Genomic DNA, 20792 nt, shown 5'->3' with positions numbered 1-20792 from the left:
GTATAAAATCGTATTAAATACCCTTGTATTAGAATACACCGATAAAACTGCTGATACCGAGTACCAGAGAAACAACAAAGATGGCTATTCCGAGAATGTTTTGTATAATAGTGTTAGTGTATTGCCCCATGACCTTTTTACGTCCGGTAAGATAAACGGTAATACCCACAACAACCGGCAACACAATTCCGTTGACAGCCTGTGCTGTCATAATCAATGCAAGAGGGTTGCTGCCGGTAGCGGCAATGATAATGCCGACAATCAAAACGGCGGCGTTGGTAATGGTATATCGTTTGTCGGAGCGCGTGGTTTCCCAACCAAGCAGACCTGCCAGCACATAGGAAACACCGATAGGTGTACAGACTGCAGATGAAACACCGGCAGCTATCAAACCGATTGCCATAAACGGCAGAGCAGCATCGCCGAGCAGCGGTTTTAACTGAACAGCCATATCCATAGCATTGTTGACGGCCATACCGCGCATTACAGTAGCAGATGTAACCATAATAGCACCGGTTACGACACCGCCGACAAGCATAGGCACAGTGGTACCGAAAGAACAAAGCGGAAGCTCATCCGCCGTTTTCCATGTCCGTTTTGCACTGGCAGCATGTAAAAACATATTGTAAGGGACTACTGTGGTACCGATAAGAGCCAAACAAGTCATAATATTTCCTTGCGGAACTATTGGAATACAGCCGCGAAGCAATTCAGCTATGTTCGGCTTTACAATAATCATAGTGATTAAAAATACAGCGGCCATAATAATCACACACACACCTAAAAGCTTTTCCAAGTATTTTACAGCATCATTGGCAAAAAAGAGAAGCAGCAGGATTCCCAAACCCCAAATCGGAGCAATAATTTTTGTAGAAATACCTGTCAAAGCGCTAATACCAAGAGCCGTTCCCGTTAAATCTCCGCCCATATAAGCAAAACCGCCCACAGCGATAGCAACAGCTACCAAACCGCAAAGAATGTATTTAAGCACCGGACGTTCCGCAAAGTCATCTGTAAGATTCTGTGCCAAATCTTTTTGAGTTACAATACCAAGCCGAGCCGCCATTCCTTGCACCACAACTACGGCAATGACGGAAAAGATAATGCACCAAAACAGTGCGAAACCGTGGGCTGCTCCTGCCCGAGTAGAACTTGTTACCGTTCCCGGCCCGATAAAAGAACCTACGATGAGAAAGCCGGGTCCCATAGCAATCAGTTTATCCTTAAAACCGTACCTTTTCTTTTGTCCTTGCATTTTGTCACCCCCTTTTTTATTTTTGACAATAGCAAATACGATTTGCCTATATAATATACTAAGGGGTGTATTATCTTTTGTCAATATAATATTTTGATATTTTCATATTTTGCCGCATTATCAAATGATTGTTCGTTTATTTTGATTTTTACTAAAGATATTTGACAATTTCAAATTGTATAGCTATACTAACTTTTGTTTCAGCACCACGAATCAAAAGGAAAATGTATGAATCCGAAATCTCCGAAAAATATTCAATCCGTTCAGCGTGCTATTGATATCATCGCCTGTTTTAAGAACGGCAGTACTGAAATGAGTCTTGCAGAAATCAGCAGTCTTCTCCATCTTAACAAAAGCACTGTTCACGGACTTCTTAACACGCTGCGTCAAAATGAATACGTTGAACAGGATATATCGGGAAAGTATAAACTTGGGCATTTTTTCCGAGACAAGATTATCGTGATGAATGATTCCAAACAGCGCATTCTCAAAGAAAAAGCAAAGAAAGCAATGCAGGAGCTTTCCAACCGATATAACTGCAGCACGGCAATATTTACGTTGGAGTCGGGAGAATTAATACTCCTTGAGCGCATACATCCTAACTCTTCAATCTATTCTATTGCTGCGATGGAAACGATTATTAATCCGCTGCACACGTCCGCATCGGGCAAACTGCTTCTTGCAACTTTTGATGAAGAACAGCTCGATAGATATTTAAGACGGCATCCCCTTCTAAGCACAACATCGCACAGCATCACAACAAAGAAAGCATTACGGGAAAACATCGAATTAATCCGCAGAAATCGGTATTCTATAGAAGATGAGGAGCTTGAGTTGGGCGTCTATGCGGTTTCGGCGCCGATTGTAGATGATAAGAAATGCTTATATGCTACTATCAGCGCAACCGGTCTTTCAGCGCTGATTAAAAATAACATAGATTTAGTAAGAGAGCTAAAAGCGCTTGCGGATAACTTCAGTGATATGCTTTTTAATCATAAGTAGGCATAGACGTTGCTTCTGAGAAAGCGGCATCTTCTTTACTTTTTTAATATCCGATTTATACTTTTCAAAGGTTCTTATAATGTCATTTTTCCTGCCCCAAGCATATGATAGCATAGGGGGCTGTCCAAAAACTGGAAGCCTATCGGCTTTTTCTGTAAGGAAATGATTTATCATATCCGCTAAAGCGGATTGCATAACAGCTTTTTGACAGTTTCCTTAGATTTAGATGCGATGTTACGATAACAACGGTACGTCCTTGTACCGTTGTTATCTTCAAGTTTTCTCATCGAAAACTTGTTACTGTTAAAACCACTACCATCCATGGCAGATTTAAAAGTTATTACTGTATAAAGACTTAATTTTAAACTCGTTATCAGCTATGCTGATGAGGGATGGCGAAAAAGCAACCAACTTTTGATACATCCCCGCGATACTGTATGGAACCACTGACATCCTGTCAGAGAAGCGATGTTTTTCGTTCACGCAAAACTCGCAGCCAAAACTATACACAGATGTATAGTTTTGGCGCAGATGCACCGTATATTTGCAAAAGGAGATTGCCTTCCTTTTGCACGAAATTTTTAAAAATTTCATGCTTTTTATTGTAGAAGAAAGGCAACCGCATCAGGCGTGTCAATGAAATACCGTAGAAAAATGAGGCTGAGGAAATGCCCTTCCGTCAGCCTTTTGAAATAGACGGTGCAGATGCTAGGAGCGTACAAAAAACACCCGCAGGCGTACTTGTTGTACGTCGAAGACTGTTTTTTGTGAAGCGACAACGCAGATGCGCCGTATATTTCAAAAGGAGCTTGCTTTTCGATAAAAATCAACTATCGACCGCCCATAAGCGCGTTGGTCGATGCGGGTTAATGACAGGATTTGTTCCGGAAGCTCTTTCTCTTTGGGACGATGTATCAGCGTAAGCCCTCCGGCAGCAAGAATCGGTTTTTCGGCAATTGTATGTAATAGATCATAATGGAACTGATAGGGAAACGGGGGATCAAGATAGATAATATCAAAGATATGTTTTGAACGCTGGAGATAAAGCTCCACCGGCATACATTTACAGTCAAGTTTTTTGTCTGCAAGCGCGGCATTTTTTAACAAAATAGGAAATTTATCCTTGTCTTTTTCCACCAATACGACCGGATATGCTCCCCGTGAATAGGCTTCTAGTCCGCACATACCCGATCCGGTAAACAAATCTAAAAAAGATTTTCCTTCCAAATCACCTAAAATCGCAAAAAGAGATTCCCTCATTCTATCCATTGCCGGTCGGATAATACCTTTAGGACATTGAACTTTCCGGTTTTTTAGCGTCCCGCCTGTTATACGCATATCGATTTACTTAAATACAAAGAAGTTGACTGAGTTCGTTTTGCGAAACAATCTGATACGCATCAAGATTCTTATCGCTTTCTTGAATCCGCTTTTCTATTCGATCTTTTATATCAGTATGTAATTTATAATAAGCCCCCAGATCGGTACCCGAAACAGACAAAGTAATCTGTTTTTCAATCGTTTTAGCGGCAAATGCTTTTAAGAGCAATAAATAATCAGTTTCGCAGGAATAGAGACTCTGCATAATCGGAAGATATTCAGGCAAATGTGAAAGATTCTGCACTTCGGTAAATAGCGACTGCAATGTATCGGATATAAAAGATATATCAGCAATGGTCTTTTCTAAAAACATATTTTCCGACAGTTCAAGCGAAAGTCCTTCGGTGGTAATATTGATTATTTTTGCAAGCTGATAGAGATTATCATGGAATGCGGTATTTTTAAGCATAGAACGCCTCCCTTTCTACTTTTTCAGTATCGGTATTTTCTCAATAAATATGAGTTTTGCCGAACTTGCCATTTTTTATGCAATGTGGCAGTATGATACGCATGGTTTTCAATGATAAACTTCACATGGGAATTGATGTCGGCTCGACAACCGTAAAAACGGTGATTCTTGCTGCTGATAATTCCATAATATATAGCAGATACGAGCGGCACCGCGCAGATATCCGCAAGACAATTATTTTGGTGGTAACGGAAGCCTTGGATGAGGTGGCAAAGGTTTACGGCAGCCGCGCTCAATTACAAGTACAGGTAACCGGATCCGGCGGCTTGGCTGTTTCAAAGTGGCTCTCCGTGCCTTTTGTGCAGGAGGTTGTCGCCGCAGCTGTCGCCGTGCAGGCAAAGATCCCGCAAACCGATGTTGCTATCGAGTTGGGCGGCGAAGATGCCAAGATAACGTACTTCGGCCGTTCGGTTGAGCAGCGTATGAACGGCACCTGCGCAGGCGGTACGGGCGCCTTTATCGACCAAATGGCGGCGCTCCTCGAAACCGATGCGACAGGCTTAAATGAGCTTGCAAAAAACGCAACAACGATTTACCCCATCGCCGCTCGCTGCGGGGTCTTTGCAAAAACCGACGTACAGCCGCTGATCAACGAAGGAGCGCGGCGGGAAGATATTGCCGCGAGTATCTTTCAGGCGGTTGTCAGCCAGACAATATCCGGTCTTGCATGCGGGAAACCAATCCGCGGCCGCTGCGCCTTTTTAGGCGGCCCCCTACACTTCCTTGATCAGCTGAGGCAGCGATTTATCGAAACGCTGCACCTGACGGACGATGAAATCATCGTGCCGGAAAAATCGGAACTCTTTGTCGCACTCGGCGCAGCGCTGAGCGCCGGTTCCAATCAATCGCTGCGGGCATCGCCCCATAGGGCTGTCAACAACGGCGCCGAATCGGCGGCGATTTCCTGCACGGCGCCAACGAAAACACAGCTCTTACGCACGGGCTTCCGTGCTCAGCCGAGTGCACCGCCGGAAATAACAAACACAACAGTATTTATCGCCCCCGCCGCCTTGACCGTGGAAATACTGCGGAATAAGCTCGGCTCCCTCGCCGATGCGGAAATGCAGGAAGTCCAGCGGCTTACGCCCCTCTTTGAAAATGATGCGGCGCTTGCAGAGTTCCGCGAACGACACGGGCGAGAACGGGCGGAAACCGCCCCGCTTGAAGCAGCAACGGGACCCGTGTTCCTCGGTATGGATGCCGGTTCCACCACAACGAAGGCCGTGCTTATCGACCAAGAAGGGAGAATCCTCTGGCAGTTCTACGAATCGAATGCAGGGAACCCTGTCAATCTTGCAGTAACCATGCTGAAATCCCTCTATGAGCAAATTCCGAGCGGAGCGCATATTGCTCGCTCTTTGTCTACCGGCTACGGCGAAGGGCTTTTCCAAGCGGCCTTCGGTGTCGACGCAGGAGAAGTTGAAACCATCGCGCACCACCGCGCCGCCGATTTCTTTCTCCCCGGTGTTGAATTTTTGCTCGACATCGGCGGGCAGGATATGAAGTGTATCCGCATGAAGAATAACTGTATCAGCTCCATTCAACTGAACGAGGCATGTTCTTCGGGCTGCGGCAGCTTTTTGGATAACTTTGCCCGCTCGCTCGGTATGCCGGTTACGGACTTTTCCACTCAAGCGCTCCTTGCACCGAAACCTATCGATCTCGGAAGCCGCTGTACGGTCTTTATGAACAGCCGTGTTAAGCAGGCGCAAAAGGAAGGTGCGTCCGTCGGCGATATTTCTGCGGGGCTTTCCTATTCGGTGATTAAAAACGCCCTCTTTAAGGTAATCAAACTTAGGAATACCGCCGCTATCGGCGAAAAGGTGATTGTGCAGGGCGGTACGTTTCACAACGATGCGGTGTTGCGCGCCTTTGAGCTGATTACCGGCAGAGAAGCGGTACGCCCCGATATCAGCGGCTTGATGGGAGCCTTCGGCGCCGCACTCCTCGCCCACGACCAATGGAAAGAACAAGGAGCAGATGCACACGTCCGGTCAAATATCTTGCCGGCGGAAGGACTTGATGCGCTCACCGTCAAACTGGAACTTTCCCGCTGCGGTAAATGCGCAAACAACTGCCTTTTAACCGTCAACCGGTTTAATACGCCCGCAGCAGGTACCCGCATCTTCATTACGGGGAACCGCTGTGAGCGCGGCGCCGAAATAGCGGAAACGGCGAATGCACAGCAAAAAGACTCGCCGGTAGAGGCCGGTAGCCCTGAACAAACCGATAAAAAGAAACAGGCAGATACAAAAAAACAGGACAGTAAGCTACCGAACATCTTCGATTGGAAGTATAAACGTATGTTCTCGTATAAGCCGCTGCCGGAAGCGGAAACCGCACGAGGCGTTATCGGCATTCCGCGTGTGCTCAACCTCTACGAAAACTATCCGTTCTGGTTCACGCTTTTAACCGAGCTGAAATTTTCGGTAAAATTATCGCCGCGTTCCTCTCGTAAACTCTATGAGCTGGGCTTGGAATCCATCCCCTCGGAATCGGTATGTTATCCCGGCAAAATTTCTCACGGGCACATCGAAGCGCTTTTGAGAGCGGGCGTTACGACGATTTTCTATCCTTGTATTCCTTACGAATTGAAAGAGGACCCCAAGGCAAACAACCATTTCAATTGCCCCGTCGTAACGAGTTATCCAGAAGTGCTCAAAAACAACATCGATGCGCTGCGGCAGGACGAACATATCCGGTTCCTTAACCCCTTTTTGCCGCTCTATAACGAAAAGCGGCTCGGCGAGCGGCTCCACGAAGAGCTCAATAAATACTGGGATATTCCGCTTGCCGAAATCCGCACCGCTGTACGAAAAGCGAAAGAAGAGGCGGAAGCGGTAAAAAAGGAGACCCAGTTCCAAGGAGAAGCGGCGCTTCGGAAAATAAAAGAACAGGGGCTTATCGGTGTTGTGCTTGCAGGGCGACCGTATCATCTTGATCCCGAAATCAATCACGGAATCCCCGAATTGCTGACGGGCTTGGGACTCGCCGTATTAACCGAGGATTCCGTTGCTCATTTAGGCAAACTACCCCACCCGCTTCGGGTTGTAGACCAGTGGGTGTATCACAACCGGCTGTACCGCGCCGCCGAATTTGCCGCACGGCAGGATAACCTCGCGCTCATTCAGCTCACCAGCTTCGGCTGCGGTTTGGATGCGGTTACCGCCGATCAAGTACAGGAAATTATCGAAGCGCGGGGGAAAATGTATACCCTACTCAAAATCGACGAAGGTTCCAACCTCGGCGCCGTGCGTATCCGTATCCGCAGCTTACTCGCCGCAATCCGCGAACGCGGCAAAAGAGTTCCCGTCAAGGCGCCGGGATACCGCGGCTTTAAGCGGGTTGAATTTACCGAAGAGATGAGCAAACGATACACGGTTCTTGCGCCGCAGATGGCTCCCATTCACTTTGATTTACTGGAAGCAGCCTTTCGGCACTCCGGCTTTAATCTCGTCATATTGCCCGATACCGATCCTCAGGCAATCGACTGCGGATTACGGTATGTAAACAACGATGCCTGCTATCCGGCGATTATCGTTGCGGGGCAGATGATTTCGGCGCTGCAGTCGGGTAAATACGACCTCAATGCGACGGCGCTCATCATCACGCAGACGGGCGGCGGGTGCCGTGCGACAAACTATATCGGGTTTATCAGGCGGGCGTTGGAGGATGCAGGCTTGGGCTATATCCCCGTAATCGGGTTAAGTGCGCAGCAAATTGAAAAGAATTCCGGCTTTAAGCCGACGTTCGGTTTAGCAGACCGCGCGCTAAAGGCGCTCTGCCTCGGCGACTTACTGATGCGTGTACTGTACCGCACCCGCCCATACGAGCAGGAAAAAGGCGCTGCAAATGCGCTCCATCGGCACTACGCGGAGAGAATAAAGAATGAATTGAAACACATGACAGGACGGGATTATCGCAGGATTGTACGCGATATTGTCCATGACTTTGATACGCTTCCGCTGATTCAAGGGGAAAAACCCCGTATCGGCGTAGTCGGTGAAATTTTGGTAAAATTTCATCCGACAGCCAACAACGATATTGTCGGTACCATTGAACGGGAAGGCGCCGAATGCGTCATGCCCGACCTTATGGACTTTTTCTTCTATTCATTGTTCGACGGCATCTATTATGAAACCTCACTGGAATCGAGCGCTTTTAACCGGTTGAAATATCACATCGCGATCCGATACATCGAACGGTACCGCAGCGCGATGAAAAAAGCGTTGAACAAAAGCTGCCGGTTTACCGCCCCCGAATCGATCTACAATTTAGCGAAGGGTGTCCACGGGGTTCTGGATTTAGGCAACGACGCCGGCGAGGGTTGGTTCCTTACCGCCGAAATGGTTGAACTTATTAAATCGGGAGTTGTCAGCATCGCTTGTTTACAGCCGTTTGCGTGCCTTCCCAATCACGTTACCGGCAAGGGGATGATTAAGGAACTGCGCCGCCGGTACCCCGATGCGCAGATATCCGCCATCGACTTTGACCCGGGAGCAAGCGAGGTCAATCAGCTCAATCGGCTCAAGCTCTTATTGGCAAATGCACCATACGGCGAACATCCCGATCAGATGAAGCAGAAGGGGGCATCATGCAGAGTCCCTTGTTTTTAATAGTTCATTTTATTAACATACGGATATGATATACGCACCTATTGACGATACGGCGCTGCAACAGCACCTTGATAAACTTGAAAAAGATGAACTCCATATTTTTACTGCCGACGACGGACTGTTCCGTGGAGGGCTTTTCCATGGTACGCGGTTCGTAAACCAAATACGCGCACAGCACCGGCTGGGTATTCTGGAAACCCTTGTACTCGGTCAGGCAGGTCTCTGTGCCGCATTGATGATTCAAACAATGAAAGGGCGCGAAACACTCCAGCTGCGCTACGAAACGGATGGCCCTGCAACCGGTTTTTCCGTAGAAGCAGACTCGCGGGGTTCTGTACGCGGCTACCTTTTGCAAAATCCCATTCCGATTACTGCTCCACTTGAAAGCTGGGATCTTGCCCCCTTCTTCGGAAACGGTACTCTCAGCGTTACACGGTTCCCCGAAGCATATCAAACGGAGGGGCGGGACCCGCAGCGCGGTATTGTCGAAATTAAATACCGGAATATCGCAAAAGACCTTGCATGGTATTTTCAGCAATCGGAACAGCTCTACACCGCTTTTAATACAAGTATCCGATTTGACAGCATCGGCAGAGTAGTCGGCGCCGGCGGCTTTTTTATTCAACGGATGCCAATAGAGGGAGGAACACGCCGCGGCGGGCAATTAAAGACGGAAGAAGAAATTGAAGATGCCATTACCGGTATGGAACGGGCATTTACCGCCTGTCCTCCACTCGGCGATTGGTTCGGTGAAGGCGGCAACTGCGAAGACATTATATTCGGTCTGTTACGAGAGTTTAACCCTCAAGCGGTTGCAACACGGAACATCACTTTTGATTGTCCATGCTCAAAGGAGTATTATCTGGAAGCGCTGAGGAAATTACCGCAAAACGAACTGAAAAACTTAAAAGAAACGGCAGACGATCCGCTTGAGATTGTCTGTAGGAATTGCTCCAGTGTATACCATATTCCGCTTGCCGAATTATAAAATCAGCAAATCTGCGGTGATAATGCTTTCAATGCGGCCTCTGCAGCTGCCTGTTCCGCTTCTTTTTTGCTTTTTCCTAGAGCAGGTTCATATTCCTTCTCTTTGATGACAACTTTTACTTGAAAAACTCTGTCATGATCCGGCCCCGATGTCTCTACCAGCACATATTTCGGGATAATACGGTATTTTTTTTGCACATATTCTTGCAGCAAGGATTTATAATCTCGATATCGATGTTTATTTTGTTCGACCAACTGCATCTGCGGTTCAATAATTTTTAATACGAACTGTTGAGCGGCCTTAAACCCTGAATCTAAATAGAAGGCACCGATCAGTGCTTCCACCGCATCGGCAAGCAGAGCCTTTTTCTTTCTCCCTCCCGACACTTCTTCACCATGTCCCAGCATCAAATATTTATCAATATTGAGATTCAGTGCAATGGGAAAAAGAGAGTCTTCGGAAACGACAGCTGCTTTAATTTTTGCAAGATCACCTTCAGGTTTATCGGGATGAGCAAGATACAGCTCCGCCGCAACAATCATACCAAGTACCGAATCGCCCAAAAATTCAAGCCGCTCATTATTGATCGGAGAATCGCTGTGTTCATTAGAAAACGAACGATGACGAAAGGCTATATCCAATAAGCCAATATTTTTAAATTTACATCCTGCTTTTTTTTGAAAAGTAAGCAGTTCTTGCTTCCGGTGTTTTTCTAAAACATGCGTAAAAGGAAACAAGAACGACATCTTTTGCAATATTACTTTGACTGAGATTTAATGAAATCGTAAGCATCTCTAACAGTTTCGAATTCACTTACTTTTCCATCGGGAATTTTTATCCCCATCTCTTCTTCGATTGCATACACCAGTTCATACGTATCAAGGCTATCAGCACCGAGATCTTGGCGGAATGAAGAATCGAGCGTAATTTTATCCGCATCAATTTCCAATTTGTCTGCAATCAGCTTTTGAATTTGAACAAATAATTCGTCCATAAAGAAAATCCTCTCTTAATTTAATGTATCCGGATCAACGACCTGATGTCCGCGGTAAAACCCGCATTTTGAACATACATGATGAGATAAAATTAAATTGCCGCAATTTGCACACTCCACAAGATGAGGCGCGTTTAACCGCATATTGATTCCTCGACGGCGGCGTGTGCGTGCTTTTGACGTTTTAGCTCTTGGCACTGCCATAAGGTAACCTCCCTATTCATAATTAAATCACAAAAAGATATTCCATATTATACGTGAACCTGAAAATAGTCAATACATCGTGAACAATCAGGGGCAAACGCATCAGACGTTTTATGAATGTTCCCCGCAAAATAAGAGAGTCTACTCGACCAGAGTTGAATCGCTTTGCGATTCAAATGGTCTCATAGCCTCTCTTATTTTGCTGAATTTAATTTATCTGTCTGATGCGTTTGCCCGTTTTTTGGAAAAAATGTGCGAAATTTTATTTCCTTAAAATACAACAGTTGAACAAAATATAAATTTTGAAAACTGTTGTATTCGTGCGCGAAAAGCACACACATCAATACGCAAGTTTTCGAAAGAAAACTTGACGGTTAATACATCCGCCACGGACGGCGGTGGTTAGAGCAGAAGCGATATTTTGGCTTTGCCAAAATTCGTCATCAACTGATGGACAGGGATGTTCATCAGTTGATGAAGGCGTCATTGTAGACGCTCACTTTATACCTATGAAATTTCGCACAGAAGGTAGGCAACCGCTCAAAATATTTTTAATGCGGTTGCCCTGTAACCCCATCTAAAGAAAAATGACGACCAAAGGGAGCACCCTTTGGAAACCCCATCCGGCTTTTGCAAAAAGACTTTGATGCATCAAGAATCCTTGCAAATAATTCTCGCAGATCTATGTTTTTTCTACGGGATGGGATATACTAGATTTGAGAAAAATGGTAAAGTGTGAATACTGAAAAAGATAACGAATAAGCTGGAAGTTTTGTTCTATATAATAAATGCGAATCGGCTATTTTTTGTGGGAGGAGGAAGACTATGAAAAAATTGTATGTAAACTCTGTAAGCATTCTTTTTGCAGCGCTGTGCCTTGCATTTACGGCCTGTAACCAAGGTTTGACAGCCGGAAAAGGTACCGGCACGGTAAGGATTGTCATCGGCGGCGGCGCTTCCCGTGCCGTTAATGCCGAGGGAATGCCTATTTTTAACAAAACAAATACAAAAATTACCGTTACCGATGAAAATGGTGCTCAACTGGCACAAGGAACAACATCGGTTACGCTTCAAGTTGCTGTTGGAAAGAAAATTACGGTACAAGTTGTCGTAAAAACTGATGCAGGCGTATGGCGCGGTTCAAAAGAACATACCGTTACGGCTGGGAACAATGATGTTGTCGTAAAGCTTTCCAAAACGCCTAAGAGCGTTGGGAATATCCTTTCCTATGTTGTAAAAAATGATCTGTATGATTCTAAAATTACGCTCAAGCTGGTAGGCAAGCTGCCAGACGAGAAATTACTTGTTGAAAATAGTGGAATCGGCGGCAACTATTTAGACCGGCCGGTTATTGCCCGTGACAGCAGCGGGCGAATATATATGCTCTATGACAAGGGCGGTAGACACCTTACCCGCTTCGATGCCGAAGGGAATCCTCATTGCGAGATCCCTCTGAACACTCTGCCGTCCTCTGCTCGCATCAGCACTATGACGGTTGATGCTAAAACCAATACTATTTTTGTATTTGATGCTAACAGCGACAATGTATACGCGCTCACAGAGAGCGGATCAAAAACCTTTACCCTTTCTGCTCCGTTTGGTATGAGTTCGTTAGCCAGTGCAGCTTCTTCCAGCACTATTACCGCGGCAGCGGCATATAATAATGTGCTTTTCTTGGTAACAAAGGAAAATAAACTGATTGCTTGTAAAGTAACGCTATCCGACACATCATTGAGTCTGGAGGAAAAAGCCGTAGAAACGTTGGAAAGCCTTCGTCCCAGTGCAGTAGCCGGGATGACCGAGTGTACAGGGGCATTTGCCGATGAAAATAACGTATACTGCCTGCTGCGGGAACAGAAGTCGGATGCCAGTCAGCTGTATATGATAGGAGAGCTCGTTCGTTATACATATAGCGAAGAAGTGCTTGCAGACAAAAAAGTGATAGGGCTGCATTCCAAGGCTGATCAGGTACGCTATCCATCCCTTGCCTTTGAGGAGAATACTTTTGTTAATCCTGTAGGCTTTATCGGCTATGATGAGGATTACCTCTATATTGCGGATGACGGTGCTGAAATAAGCGAACATCCCTATATAGGCTTTTGTATTGCCGGCAACAAAAACCGTATTGCAAAGGTCAATCGCGATACGTTTGAATTGTCCTTTGAGGATTCCGGCACACGCGCAACATGGTTTGCAGAATATACCGGTTATCAGTATACATCAAAAATACCGAATGTGCTGTGGTCAACAGACAAAGATACTCATAAGGTTACGCTCGAACTGAAAACAGCGAACGGAACCAAAGCGCTTGCATCAGACGTCGACTGGTTCAAGACCGCGCGGGACAGTGCCGGCAGCGTTTATGTACTGTATCATAAGGATAGCAAGCTGCTTCTTGAACGCTTTAATGCAGACGGCAAGAAGGATGCAAACTTCGGAACTGTAAAAACACCTACTTTGCTTAACTTTGACTCTGCTATTACCGATATCGCAGTCGATTTTAAAACGGGGGATGTTTTCTTGCTGAAACGCAAGAACAACGTTTTGGATCCTAAGCTTACCGTATATATGGCAAAGAAGACGGATGAGGAATATACAGAGTTCAGTAATGCCGTAATGGTTACTGTTCCCAAGTATCCCGGTTCTCCTGCCCGTATTGATTCCGTTGCTGCGTTTGACGGTACGCTCTTTGTTGCGATGGATGTGCAAGATGGTATTAATGTTAAAAAGCAGCTCTATGCCTATACAATGAACACAAGTTCAATATACAACTTCTCATTAACCGCACCTCCTGCCGAAAAAGTACCGGAACTTCCCAAACTCCGCAGCGGAACTCAAACGGAAACAAGATGTACCGGACTTTTTGCAGACCGGCAAGGTGTATACGCCCTGCTTACCCAGCAAACTCCTCAGTCCAGTATCGCCCCCTATGCCCTTGGGAAGGTGGTACGGTTCGGATATGACGGTACAACGCTGACGGAAGATGCATCACTGCCGAACGACGGAGGTCTGAATCCCGCCGCATCAGGCACCGGTTCCGTCCCATATAATAAAGCTTATTTGTCTAATCCGGCAGGCTTTATCGGCTATGACGGGGACAACCTCTACTTTGCCGATGACGGTGCAAATATCGAAGACATAAACGAAAACCATCGATTCAATGGTAACAAAGACCGCATTATGGCGTTTAACCGCAAAGATAAAACCGTTTCTTTCATAAGTGCGGACGAAGCGTCATGGTTCGAAGATTATCCTAAGTCTCAGTACAAAAAGACCGATACGAAAGTGCTGCTGTGGCAAAAAGATTTCATCAACAGTCCTCCTGCCTATCAAGGTGCGCGTTACTGGGTAAGCGATAATGTTTCAACCGCATACCCCGGTGTCGGCGATGCCCTTTGGGAATCAACGAATTCGGCAGAAACCCCTACCGATGTGTTCTGCTATGACCAAGACGGTAACCTGTATATCGTGTATACCGATACTGTAGCAAACAAGAGCTATGTTCGGTGCTTTACTTTGCGAGATGGTGCGTATGATAAGGCTGCCGCAGCAACTCCCGATCAAAATTTGACTTTACCGACAGGAATTAATGCCATTGCCATTGCCGTAGATATTTCCGACGGAAATCATTATTTGTATTACGCTACCGAACACAAGGTAGCAAGATATGGGTGGACAGGTACCTTTGGCGGTACAGTACCTACGACACCAAGCTATAGCATTGACGTATCGAGCGAAGACATTACCGCGCTGGCAGCGAACAGAGATGGGGTATTTGTTGCGACAAAAAAACAAGGCTTGTCTACAAATCCTTATACGCTTAGAATACGAAAGTATAAGAAGGATCTACCAGTCGCTGAAGATGGGCATATCGTTATTGTCAATGAAGCTGATTCCTTCGATGCCCATAATGCTCATACCCCTTACAATACTTATGAGGAGACTATTCATGATTTGCAGGTAGTTAATGGTGTACTATATGCTGTTACGTCGCGTATAACAAAAACAATGAAAGAAAATAGCGGTGTGTATACAACCGATAAATTTAGAAGCAATGGTCTCTTGTACAAAGCCGGGAATACCAAGGATTCTTTCTCCGGTACTGGGAAGGAACTGCATAAACAAGAGGCTGATGAGGCAGCTAAAACAGGTTACGGCTTCTGCCGCTTTATCGCCGTTAAGCCGAAAAAATTGGTGATTGCTTCCGACGGTGCTTATGGAACGAACGGTGCTGATTCTTCTTCTCATACTGAGGAAAACACCAACAGTGTTTTTGAATTCGACTTAGACGGAAATTTGCAAAACGGAGAAAATGGAAAGAAAGCCGAAGCTACTTTTTCCAAGCAAATAGGATGGAGCTCAGGTTGCGGTTTTGCTTGGGAATAACCGCAGACCGATGAGTTTTCTCGGGCACTGCACAGCACCCTTTCGGCGCGCTGTGCAGCAAAAACCGCTTGTCAGCCTCTGTGTTCCGGTGTACGGGACGGAGTGGCTGATTGGGCGGTTTTTAGACACCGTGCTACGGCAGGCGGATGCTCCGCTTTTTGAAACTATCATTGTAAACGACGGCAGCCCCGGCACGAAGGAACTTGGGCGTATCATAAAAACGTACGCCAAGCAGTTTAAAATGCAGGGGCTGCCGTTTGTGTTTTTGGAACACCGTAAAAACCTCGGTCTAGTGGAAGCACGCCGGACGGCAGTGAACGCAGCATCGGGGGAATACCTCGCTTTTGCCGACTCCGACGATGAGCTGCCGCCTGCGGCTCTCCGTATACTGTACGATGCCGCCTGTGCGTCCGGCGCGGACATTGTGCACGGGAAAGCTGCGGTATTCGGTACGGAAGGGGAACCCGAAGCGCGCATCGCTTCCTTTACGCGGAAAGCGCAAAACGTATACACGGGAACGCTTACCGGCGATGCAATTATGCGCGGGTTTTTGCTGGAACAGCGCTATGCGGACTTTTTGTGGGGCAAGCTCTTTAAAACAGCGCTTATCCAAAAAGCCTACGCAGAAATCCCCTTTACCTACTGCACGATGGCGGAGGACGTCCTTACATACTTTTTTATCGCCTTACACGCCGGAACCTACCTCGGAATTAACGACACCGTCTACAACTACCGCATCAACACCGGTATAACGTCCCGCAAAGAAATCACCGATCTTGCCGAATGGCAAAAAGTGTGTTCCACCTCCTCGGTGTTTACTATTATCCTTTCTTATCTAGATGAACACCCTATTCCGGACAGCCGTATACGCGAAGCGGTACAGGCATTAGGGCGCATATACCGTGCCGATAACCTCAAACAGCTGGAAGCCTGCGTGGTTCCCTCATTACAGGCAGAAGCACGGGCTCTGCTGGATGAATGGTGGGGAATTATTGATTAAGAATTGAGAATTACCCTTTCCTGCATACCTGATGCTGTGTTACATCGTCTGTTTTTCCATTGCATAAATACCAAAGGGATTATATACTAGACCTGTTCCGAAACGGAAGTTTCCGAACAGGTTTACTTTAGGGTATCAGGAGCATACGGTACATTTTTATGGAACTTATTCAAGAAAACATCCTGCATATTATGGAAAGGATTAAAGTGGCGTGCAAAAAGGCAGGGCGCGATCCAAAAGAAGTTCAGCTGCTGCTTGCAACTAAAACCGTCGAGCCGGAGCGGATTCTACAGGCTTTTTCTTGCGGCTGTACTTTAATCGGCGAAAACAAGGTACAAGAGTTGCGCGATAAATATGAAGCACTTTCCGTAGTGCCGCATACGACGCATTTTATCGGACATCTGCAATCGAATAAGATTAAAGAGGTGATTCAGTACGCGCAATGTATCCAATCAATCGATAATATTGATACGGCGCAAAAACTGGAACAGCGGCTTGCGCAGGAAGACCGTAAGCTCGACATCTTAGTGCAGGTAAACACCTCAGCGGAAGAAAGTAAATTCGGCTGTGCGCCGGAAGAAGCGGAATATCTGGTAAAAGCCATCGCTGCCCTACCTCATGTCACTATCCGCGGGTTTATGACCATCGGGTTGTTTTCCGGAGAAGAAGACAAGGTACGCTCGTGCTTCCGCTGCCTTAAACAGGTACAAAAGCGCGTCGCCGCAATGGCACTACCCAATGTTTCTACGGATATTCTTTCGATGGGGATGTCGGGCGACCTCGAAATTGCCATTGAAGAAGGTTCGACTATGTTGCGTATCGGTACGGCGGTATTCGGCGAACGTCATTACCCCGACACCTACTACTGGAATGAACAAAACCCTTCATAATAATGCTAAAGAGATGATGAAAAAAAAGATTTTGCTTGTAATTATATTCTTACTATCTGCCTTAACCGCTTTCGGCGAAGAGCTTACCTACGCACGGTCGAAGACCAACGGTCTTGATATTGAGCTTTCTCAGGTACATTTGATTGCAGAAACGTTCGATGAAGAGCGCATCGCCTATCGGTTTGAACTTGCGGAAGGCAAAAAACTGTCCTGCATAGAGACACAAAAAACCCTGCGGATACGCCAGATGACTCCTTCTCAGGGCACACTGTATGTCTTTATACCGAAAACGATGTTGCTGGAAAATTGCAGCATACGGGTAAGCCGTGCGGATATCCGCCTCGAAGGAGTACAGGCAGTACATATCCTTGCGATGTTGAATATGGGATCGGTAACAACTACCGAATGTGTCTTTAAAAATGCCGTAATCAATATTGTGCGAGGTGCGCTGTCCTTTGATAAAACACAAATTGTAAAATCCTGTGCATTCACCGTAACCGATGCAACCGCTGCCATAGTCTTCCCTTCGGAAGAGACCGAATATCATATCGATTACGTCCAAAACGGAGGGACGCTCACCATTGCCGGTAATGAACTTACCAAAAGCCCGGGAGAATACGGCAATGCAAAAGCGAAGCGCCGCATCATCTTTTCGGGAGGAGCTGCAAAGGCTTCGATCAACTTTACAGAAAAAGACACAAAAAAGGCAGCTGCGAAGCAACATTCAGGAAACTAACCGCACCCACAAATAAAAAGGCTTCTTTTGAAAATCAACAACCCCGACGCAAGCGTCGGGGTTGTTGATTGAACCAACAGAAAATTTATGATAACATAAGATAAAGAGAAAGGCATACAGGAATTTTAGCAGTGGCTGAAACGATAAATCGGAAACATCAGGAAGATTTACAGCGGCTCAGAGGTTTTCGTTTGCTCGACGATGATTTCTTTACAAAATGTTTTGAAGGTAATACGGAATGCATTGAACTGATATTGAGCATTGTGTTGGACAAGACAGATTTGAAAGTAATCGATGCCCGTACGCAAGTATTTTTAGCAAATCTCTTAAACCGTTCCGTCAGACTAGATGTACTTGCAACCGATAGTGCCGGAAGAAAATATAATATCGAAATCCAACGCGCAGATAAAGGAGCCGGAAGAAAACGTGCTCGTTATAATAGCAGTATGATGGATGCAAATCTTCTAAAAAAAAGCGAGGATTTTGAAACTCTTCCTGAAACGTTTATCATTTTCATAACCGAAAATGACGTTATAGGAAGAGAAAAACCTATATACAGGATTGAACGTTGCTTTCTTGAAACCGGTGAAAAATTTGGGGACGGATCGCATATCGTATATGTCAACGGGGCATATCGCGATGAAACACCTATTGGAAAGTTAATGCACGACTTTTCTTGCATTAATCCATCTGATATGTACTACGATGTATTAGCAAATCGAGTAAGATTTTTTAAAGAAACCAAGGAGGGGATTGCGGTCATGTGTAAGGTCATGGAAGATATGAGAAATCAAACCCTTAAAGAGGGTATGATAAATGTTGCTAAGCGTATGTTAGCAGACGGTACATTGACACTTGAAAAAATTGCGGAATATGTTGGCCTTTCTCTTGATGAAGTAAAGCGCTTGGAAACAAATCAACCCGCATAGCATAAAACAAAAGCACTCCATTAAACAAATGAGGAAATCTGTAAAAAGATTTCCGGTTTTATTTTTTACCAAATCGGAAACCGATGCCCTGCATAAAAAAAGGCTTCTTTTGATTTTCAAAAGAAGCCTTCATGCGGCGAACTGGACTTGAACCAGCACACCTCGCGGCATCAGCACCTCAAGCTGACGTGTCTACCAATTCCACCACCGCCGCATTTGTAACAGGGGTGTACTATATCTAAGATTACAAATAAAGTCAAGACCTTACTTTTGAAAATATGCGGTGCATCTGCGTTGTCGCTTAACAAAAAACAGTCCTCGACGTACAAAAAGTACGCCTGCGGGTGTTTTTTGTATGCTCCTAGCATCTGCATCGCCTATTTTCAAAAGCCCTGGAGGTAGGGGCATCCATCATTAAAAGTGTACATCCGTGTACACTTCTGGACAGGCTATTTTCAAAAGGCTTACGGAAAGGGTATATACTGCGCGCTGCTGCTGAAAATACTCAACGTATCTCAGAAGCGGCACGGATGCCGCTGGTTCTAAACAGTAAACCAGTTTGCTTGCAAACTGGCAGCCCAAAAATGAACAAGGATGTTCATTTTTGGGCGAGGATGTCCGTGGTTCCATGCAGAAGCGAGTTTGCGTTGCAAACTCGTCGTTGAGCAGTGTACAGGGAGGTTCACTGCTCAACAGCGACAGGGATGTCGGTGGTTCTCATCAGTAGTGTGTTTGCCCGTGTGCTAGAAAAAAATGTGCGGAATTTCCTCATTGCAAAATCGCGCAGTTTTTGCTAAAGTTATCTGCGATGAAGCTCATACTGGCGCCGCTTGCGAATATCAGCCATTCGGGATTGAGGATGCTTATCCATACCTTCGGCGATCCTGACGAATATTTTACCGAGATGATTCATGCGCCGTCGCTGCTTGCGGGAGGGCCGTTTGAGCAGTGGTATCTGCGGGCAAATCCTGTGCCGGAAAAGCTGGTGTGGCAGCTCACTTCGCCGAAGGCGGAGGCCTTTGTGCAGGCAGTACCGATCGTACTGCGGCACGGCGGTATCGGAGTTGATTTAAACATGGGATGTTCAGCTCCGCCGATTGTACGGACGGGGGCGGGCGTTGCTTGGATGCTGAAGCCGCTTAACACGACAGCCGAAGCAGTGCGCTCGGTTAAACAAGCGATTGAGGCATATTCTACGGAACAAGGCAGGTCATTTAGACTGAGCGTAAAGCTGAGACTCGGCTCTACTATCGATTATGCGTATCTTTTACGCTTTTGTACGATGCTGATTGATGAAGGCGTACAGCTTATCACAATCCATCCGCGCCTGCAGCGGCAAAGCTATGCGCGGCCTGCCCTCCACGAATACACGGCAGCGCTCGCAAAGGATTTGCCTATCCCGGTATACGGCAACGGAGACATCAATTCGGCAGAGAAACTGCAAACCGCCGCGCAGCGATATCCTTGCGCAGGGTGGATGATCGGGCGCACGGCGGTACAAATGCCGTGGATTTTTGAAGCAATACGCCGCAAGCACGCCGTCGAATCGGGATCGGGCATAGACCATGCGGCCGACACGGACGAAGCCCGCACCGCCGATACAGTAAGTGACGGTGCGCCGGATTTTGCACCGTACCGTATCGACCTTGAACAAACGGCGGTATCGTTTTTGCAATACCTCGAAACAGAACAGCCGTCGGCCTTCTTCCTTACGCGGGCACAGCGGTTCTTTCAGTTTTATTGCGACAACTTCTCGTTTGCACACTATTGCAGAACACAGGTGCTGCGCGCTCGAAGCAGGGAAGAAATGGAGCGCGTACTGCACACCTACTTTGAGCAGTTGCCGGACGACAAACTGATTGAAATATAAAGTTTTCGGATTATTTTCCGATGCTTATTAAATGGAAGTATGTTATTATTATTAAAAGATAACAGCCGGTTAA

At 46.3% G+C, this 20792-nt stretch carries 15 protein-coding genes and 1 tRNA gene; 9 read left to right on the top strand and 7 right to left on the bottom strand.

What is annotated here, in order from left to right:
* Positions 1 to 28: 28 nt before the first annotated feature.
* A complete protein-coding gene (locus tag ABK01_RS07050; protein ID WP_253675118.1) occupies positions 29 to 1255 on the bottom strand; it encodes an Nramp family divalent metal transporter in 1227 nt (408 codons plus the stop codon).
* A gap of 228 nt (positions 1256 to 1483) precedes the next feature.
* On the opposite strand from ABK01_RS07050, the gene ABK01_RS07045 reads away from it, so the two are divergent.
* Positions 1484 to 2257 carry an IclR family transcriptional regulator gene (locus ABK01_RS07045; protein WP_253675117.1) on the top strand — a complete coding sequence of 258 codons (774 nt, stop codon included), beginning with the start codon at positions 1484 to 1486 and terminating at the stop codon, positions 2255 to 2257.
* 798 nt (positions 2258 to 3055) lie between these two features.
* Here the strand turns inward: ABK01_RS07045 and rsmD are convergent.
* Both rsmD and ABK01_RS07035 read right to left on the bottom strand, forming a co-directional pair.
* Positions 3056 to 3595, bottom strand: a complete 540-nt coding sequence (gene rsmD, locus ABK01_RS07040) for a 16S rRNA (guanine(966)-N(2))-methyltransferase RsmD (protein ID WP_212564809.1) — start codon at positions 3593 to 3595, stop codon at positions 3056 to 3058.
* A 10-nt stretch (positions 3596 to 3605) separates the two neighbouring features.
* The gene (locus ABK01_RS07035; protein ID WP_212564810.1) at positions 3606 to 4046 is read right to left on the bottom strand and encodes a hypothetical protein; all 441 of its coding nucleotides are present in this window, start codon (positions 4044 to 4046) and stop codon (positions 3606 to 3608) included.
* A gap of 92 nt (positions 4047 to 4138) precedes the next feature.
* On the opposite strand from ABK01_RS07035, the gene ABK01_RS07030 reads away from it, so the two are divergent.
* Both ABK01_RS07030 and ABK01_RS07025 read left to right on the top strand, forming a co-directional pair.
* Positions 4139 to 8722 (top strand): 2-hydroxyacyl-CoA dehydratase, encoded by a 4584-nt coding sequence (locus tag ABK01_RS07030; RefSeq protein ID WP_253675116.1) that lies wholly within the window; start codon positions 4139 to 4141, stop codon positions 8720 to 8722.
* Positions 8723 to 8747: 25 nt separating this feature from the next.
* The gene (locus tag ABK01_RS07025; RefSeq protein ID WP_253675115.1) at positions 8748 to 9710 is read left to right on the top strand and encodes an Hsp33 family molecular chaperone HslO; all 963 of its coding nucleotides are present in this window, start codon (positions 8748 to 8750) and stop codon (positions 9708 to 9710) included.
* A 2-nt stretch (positions 9711 to 9712) separates the two neighbouring features.
* On the opposite strand, the gene rnc is transcribed toward ABK01_RS07025, so the two are convergent.
* Genes rnc through rpmF form a run of 3 tightly spaced genes read right to left on the bottom strand, consistent with a single transcriptional unit; the run spans position 9713 to position 10908 of the window.
* A complete protein-coding gene (gene rnc / locus ABK01_RS07020) occupies positions 9713 to 10447 on the bottom strand; it encodes a ribonuclease III (protein ID WP_371922003.1) in 735 nt (244 codons plus the stop codon).
* A gap of 20 nt (positions 10448 to 10467) precedes the next feature.
* Positions 10468 to 10704, bottom strand: coding sequence for an acyl carrier protein (gene acpP / locus ABK01_RS07015; RefSeq protein WP_016522148.1), 237 nt, complete (start codon positions 10702 to 10704; stop codon positions 10468 to 10470).
* A 15-nt stretch (positions 10705 to 10719) separates the two neighbouring features.
* Positions 10720 to 10908, bottom strand: a complete 189-nt coding sequence (rpmF, locus tag ABK01_RS07010; RefSeq protein WP_016522149.1) for a 50S ribosomal protein L32 — start codon at positions 10906 to 10908, stop codon at positions 10720 to 10722.
* Positions 10909 to 11733: 825 nt separating this feature from the next.
* Between rpmF and ABK01_RS07005 the strand changes: the two genes are divergently transcribed.
* From ABK01_RS07005 to ABK01_RS06985, 5 genes are all read left to right on the top strand, one after another.
* The gene (locus tag ABK01_RS07005) at positions 11734 to 15294 is read left to right on the top strand and encodes a hypothetical protein (protein ID WP_253675113.1); all 3561 of its coding nucleotides are present in this window, start codon (positions 11734 to 11736) and stop codon (positions 15292 to 15294) included.
* 10 nt (positions 15295 to 15304) lie between these two features.
* Positions 15305 to 16294 (top strand): glycosyltransferase family 2 protein, encoded by a 990-nt coding sequence (locus tag ABK01_RS07000; protein WP_253675112.1) that lies wholly within the window; start codon positions 15305 to 15307, stop codon positions 16292 to 16294.
* A 158-nt stretch (positions 16295 to 16452) separates the two neighbouring features.
* Positions 16453 to 17184 carry a YggS family pyridoxal phosphate-dependent enzyme gene (locus ABK01_RS06995; RefSeq protein ID WP_253675111.1) on the top strand — a complete coding sequence of 244 codons (732 nt, stop codon included), beginning with the start codon at positions 16453 to 16455 and terminating at the stop codon, positions 17182 to 17184.
* A 13-nt stretch (positions 17185 to 17197) separates the two neighbouring features.
* Positions 17198 to 17920 (top strand): hypothetical protein, encoded by a 723-nt coding sequence (locus tag ABK01_RS06990; protein ID WP_253675110.1) that lies wholly within the window; start codon positions 17198 to 17200, stop codon positions 17918 to 17920.
* A 131-nt stretch (positions 17921 to 18051) separates the two neighbouring features.
* The gene (locus tag ABK01_RS06985; RefSeq protein ID WP_253675109.1) at positions 18052 to 18849 is read left to right on the top strand and encodes an Rpn family recombination-promoting nuclease/putative transposase; all 798 of its coding nucleotides are present in this window, start codon (positions 18052 to 18054) and stop codon (positions 18847 to 18849) included.
* 132 nt (positions 18850 to 18981) lie between these two features.
* Here the strand turns inward: ABK01_RS06985 and ABK01_RS06980 are convergent.
* Positions 18982 to 19063 (bottom strand) — tRNA-Leu (locus ABK01_RS06980).
* Between the two features lie 594 nt (positions 19064 to 19657).
* On the opposite strand from ABK01_RS06980, the gene ABK01_RS06975 reads away from it, so the two are divergent.
* The gene (locus ABK01_RS06975) at positions 19658 to 20719 is read left to right on the top strand and encodes a tRNA-dihydrouridine synthase family protein (RefSeq protein WP_253675108.1); all 1062 of its coding nucleotides are present in this window, start codon (positions 19658 to 19660) and stop codon (positions 20717 to 20719) included.
* The last annotated feature ends 73 nt before the right edge of the window (positions 20720 to 20792 follow it).

The organism is Treponema sp. OMZ 305 (assembly GCF_024181325.1).
Classification (GTDB): Bacteria; Spirochaetota; Spirochaetia; order Treponematales; family Treponemataceae; genus Treponema.
The sequence above is the reverse complement of the archived record's forward strand: the minus strand, read 5'-3'. Positions and strand labels throughout refer to the sequence as shown.

What these genes read in the sequence shown, in the direction of transcription:
- ABK01_RS07050 (WP_253675118.1), bottom strand. Translation starts at nt 1,255, where the DNA reads ATGCAAGGACAAAAGAAAAGGTACGGTTTTAAGGATAAACTGATTGCT.
- ABK01_RS07045 (WP_253675117.1), top strand. Translation starts at nt 1,484, where the DNA reads ATGAATCCGAAATCTCCGAAAAATATTCAATCCGTTCAGCGTGCTATT.
- rsmD (WP_212564809.1), bottom strand. Translation starts at nt 3,595, where the DNA reads ATGCGTATAACAGGCGGGACGCTAAAAAACCGGAAAGTTCAATGTCCT.
- ABK01_RS07035 (WP_212564810.1), bottom strand. Translation starts at nt 4,046, where the DNA reads ATGCTTAAAAATACCGCATTCCATGATAATCTCTATCAGCTTGCAAAA.
- ABK01_RS07030 (WP_253675116.1), top strand. Translation starts at nt 4,139, where the DNA reads ATGATACGCATGGTTTTCAATGATAAACTTCACATGGGAATTGATGTC.
- ABK01_RS07025 (WP_253675115.1), top strand. Translation starts at nt 8,748, where the DNA reads ATGATATACGCACCTATTGACGATACGGCGCTGCAACAGCACCTTGAT.
- acpP (WP_016522148.1), bottom strand. Translation starts at nt 10,704, where the DNA reads ATGGACGAATTATTTGTTCAAATTCAAAAGCTGATTGCAGACAAATTG.
- rpmF (WP_016522149.1), bottom strand. Translation starts at nt 10,908, where the DNA reads ATGGCAGTGCCAAGAGCTAAAACGTCAAAAGCACGCACACGCCGCCGT.
- ABK01_RS07005 (WP_253675113.1), top strand. Translation starts at nt 11,734, where the DNA reads ATGAAAAAATTGTATGTAAACTCTGTAAGCATTCTTTTTGCAGCGCTG.
- ABK01_RS07000 (WP_253675112.1), top strand. Translation starts at nt 15,305, where the DNA reads ATGAGTTTTCTCGGGCACTGCACAGCACCCTTTCGGCGCGCTGTGCAG.
- ABK01_RS06995 (WP_253675111.1), top strand. Translation starts at nt 16,453, where the DNA reads ATGGAACTTATTCAAGAAAACATCCTGCATATTATGGAAAGGATTAAA.
- ABK01_RS06990 (WP_253675110.1), top strand. Translation starts at nt 17,198, where the DNA reads ATGATGAAAAAAAAGATTTTGCTTGTAATTATATTCTTACTATCTGCC.
- ABK01_RS06975 (WP_253675108.1), top strand. Translation starts at nt 19,658, where the DNA reads ATGAAGCTCATACTGGCGCCGCTTGCGAATATCAGCCATTCGGGATTG.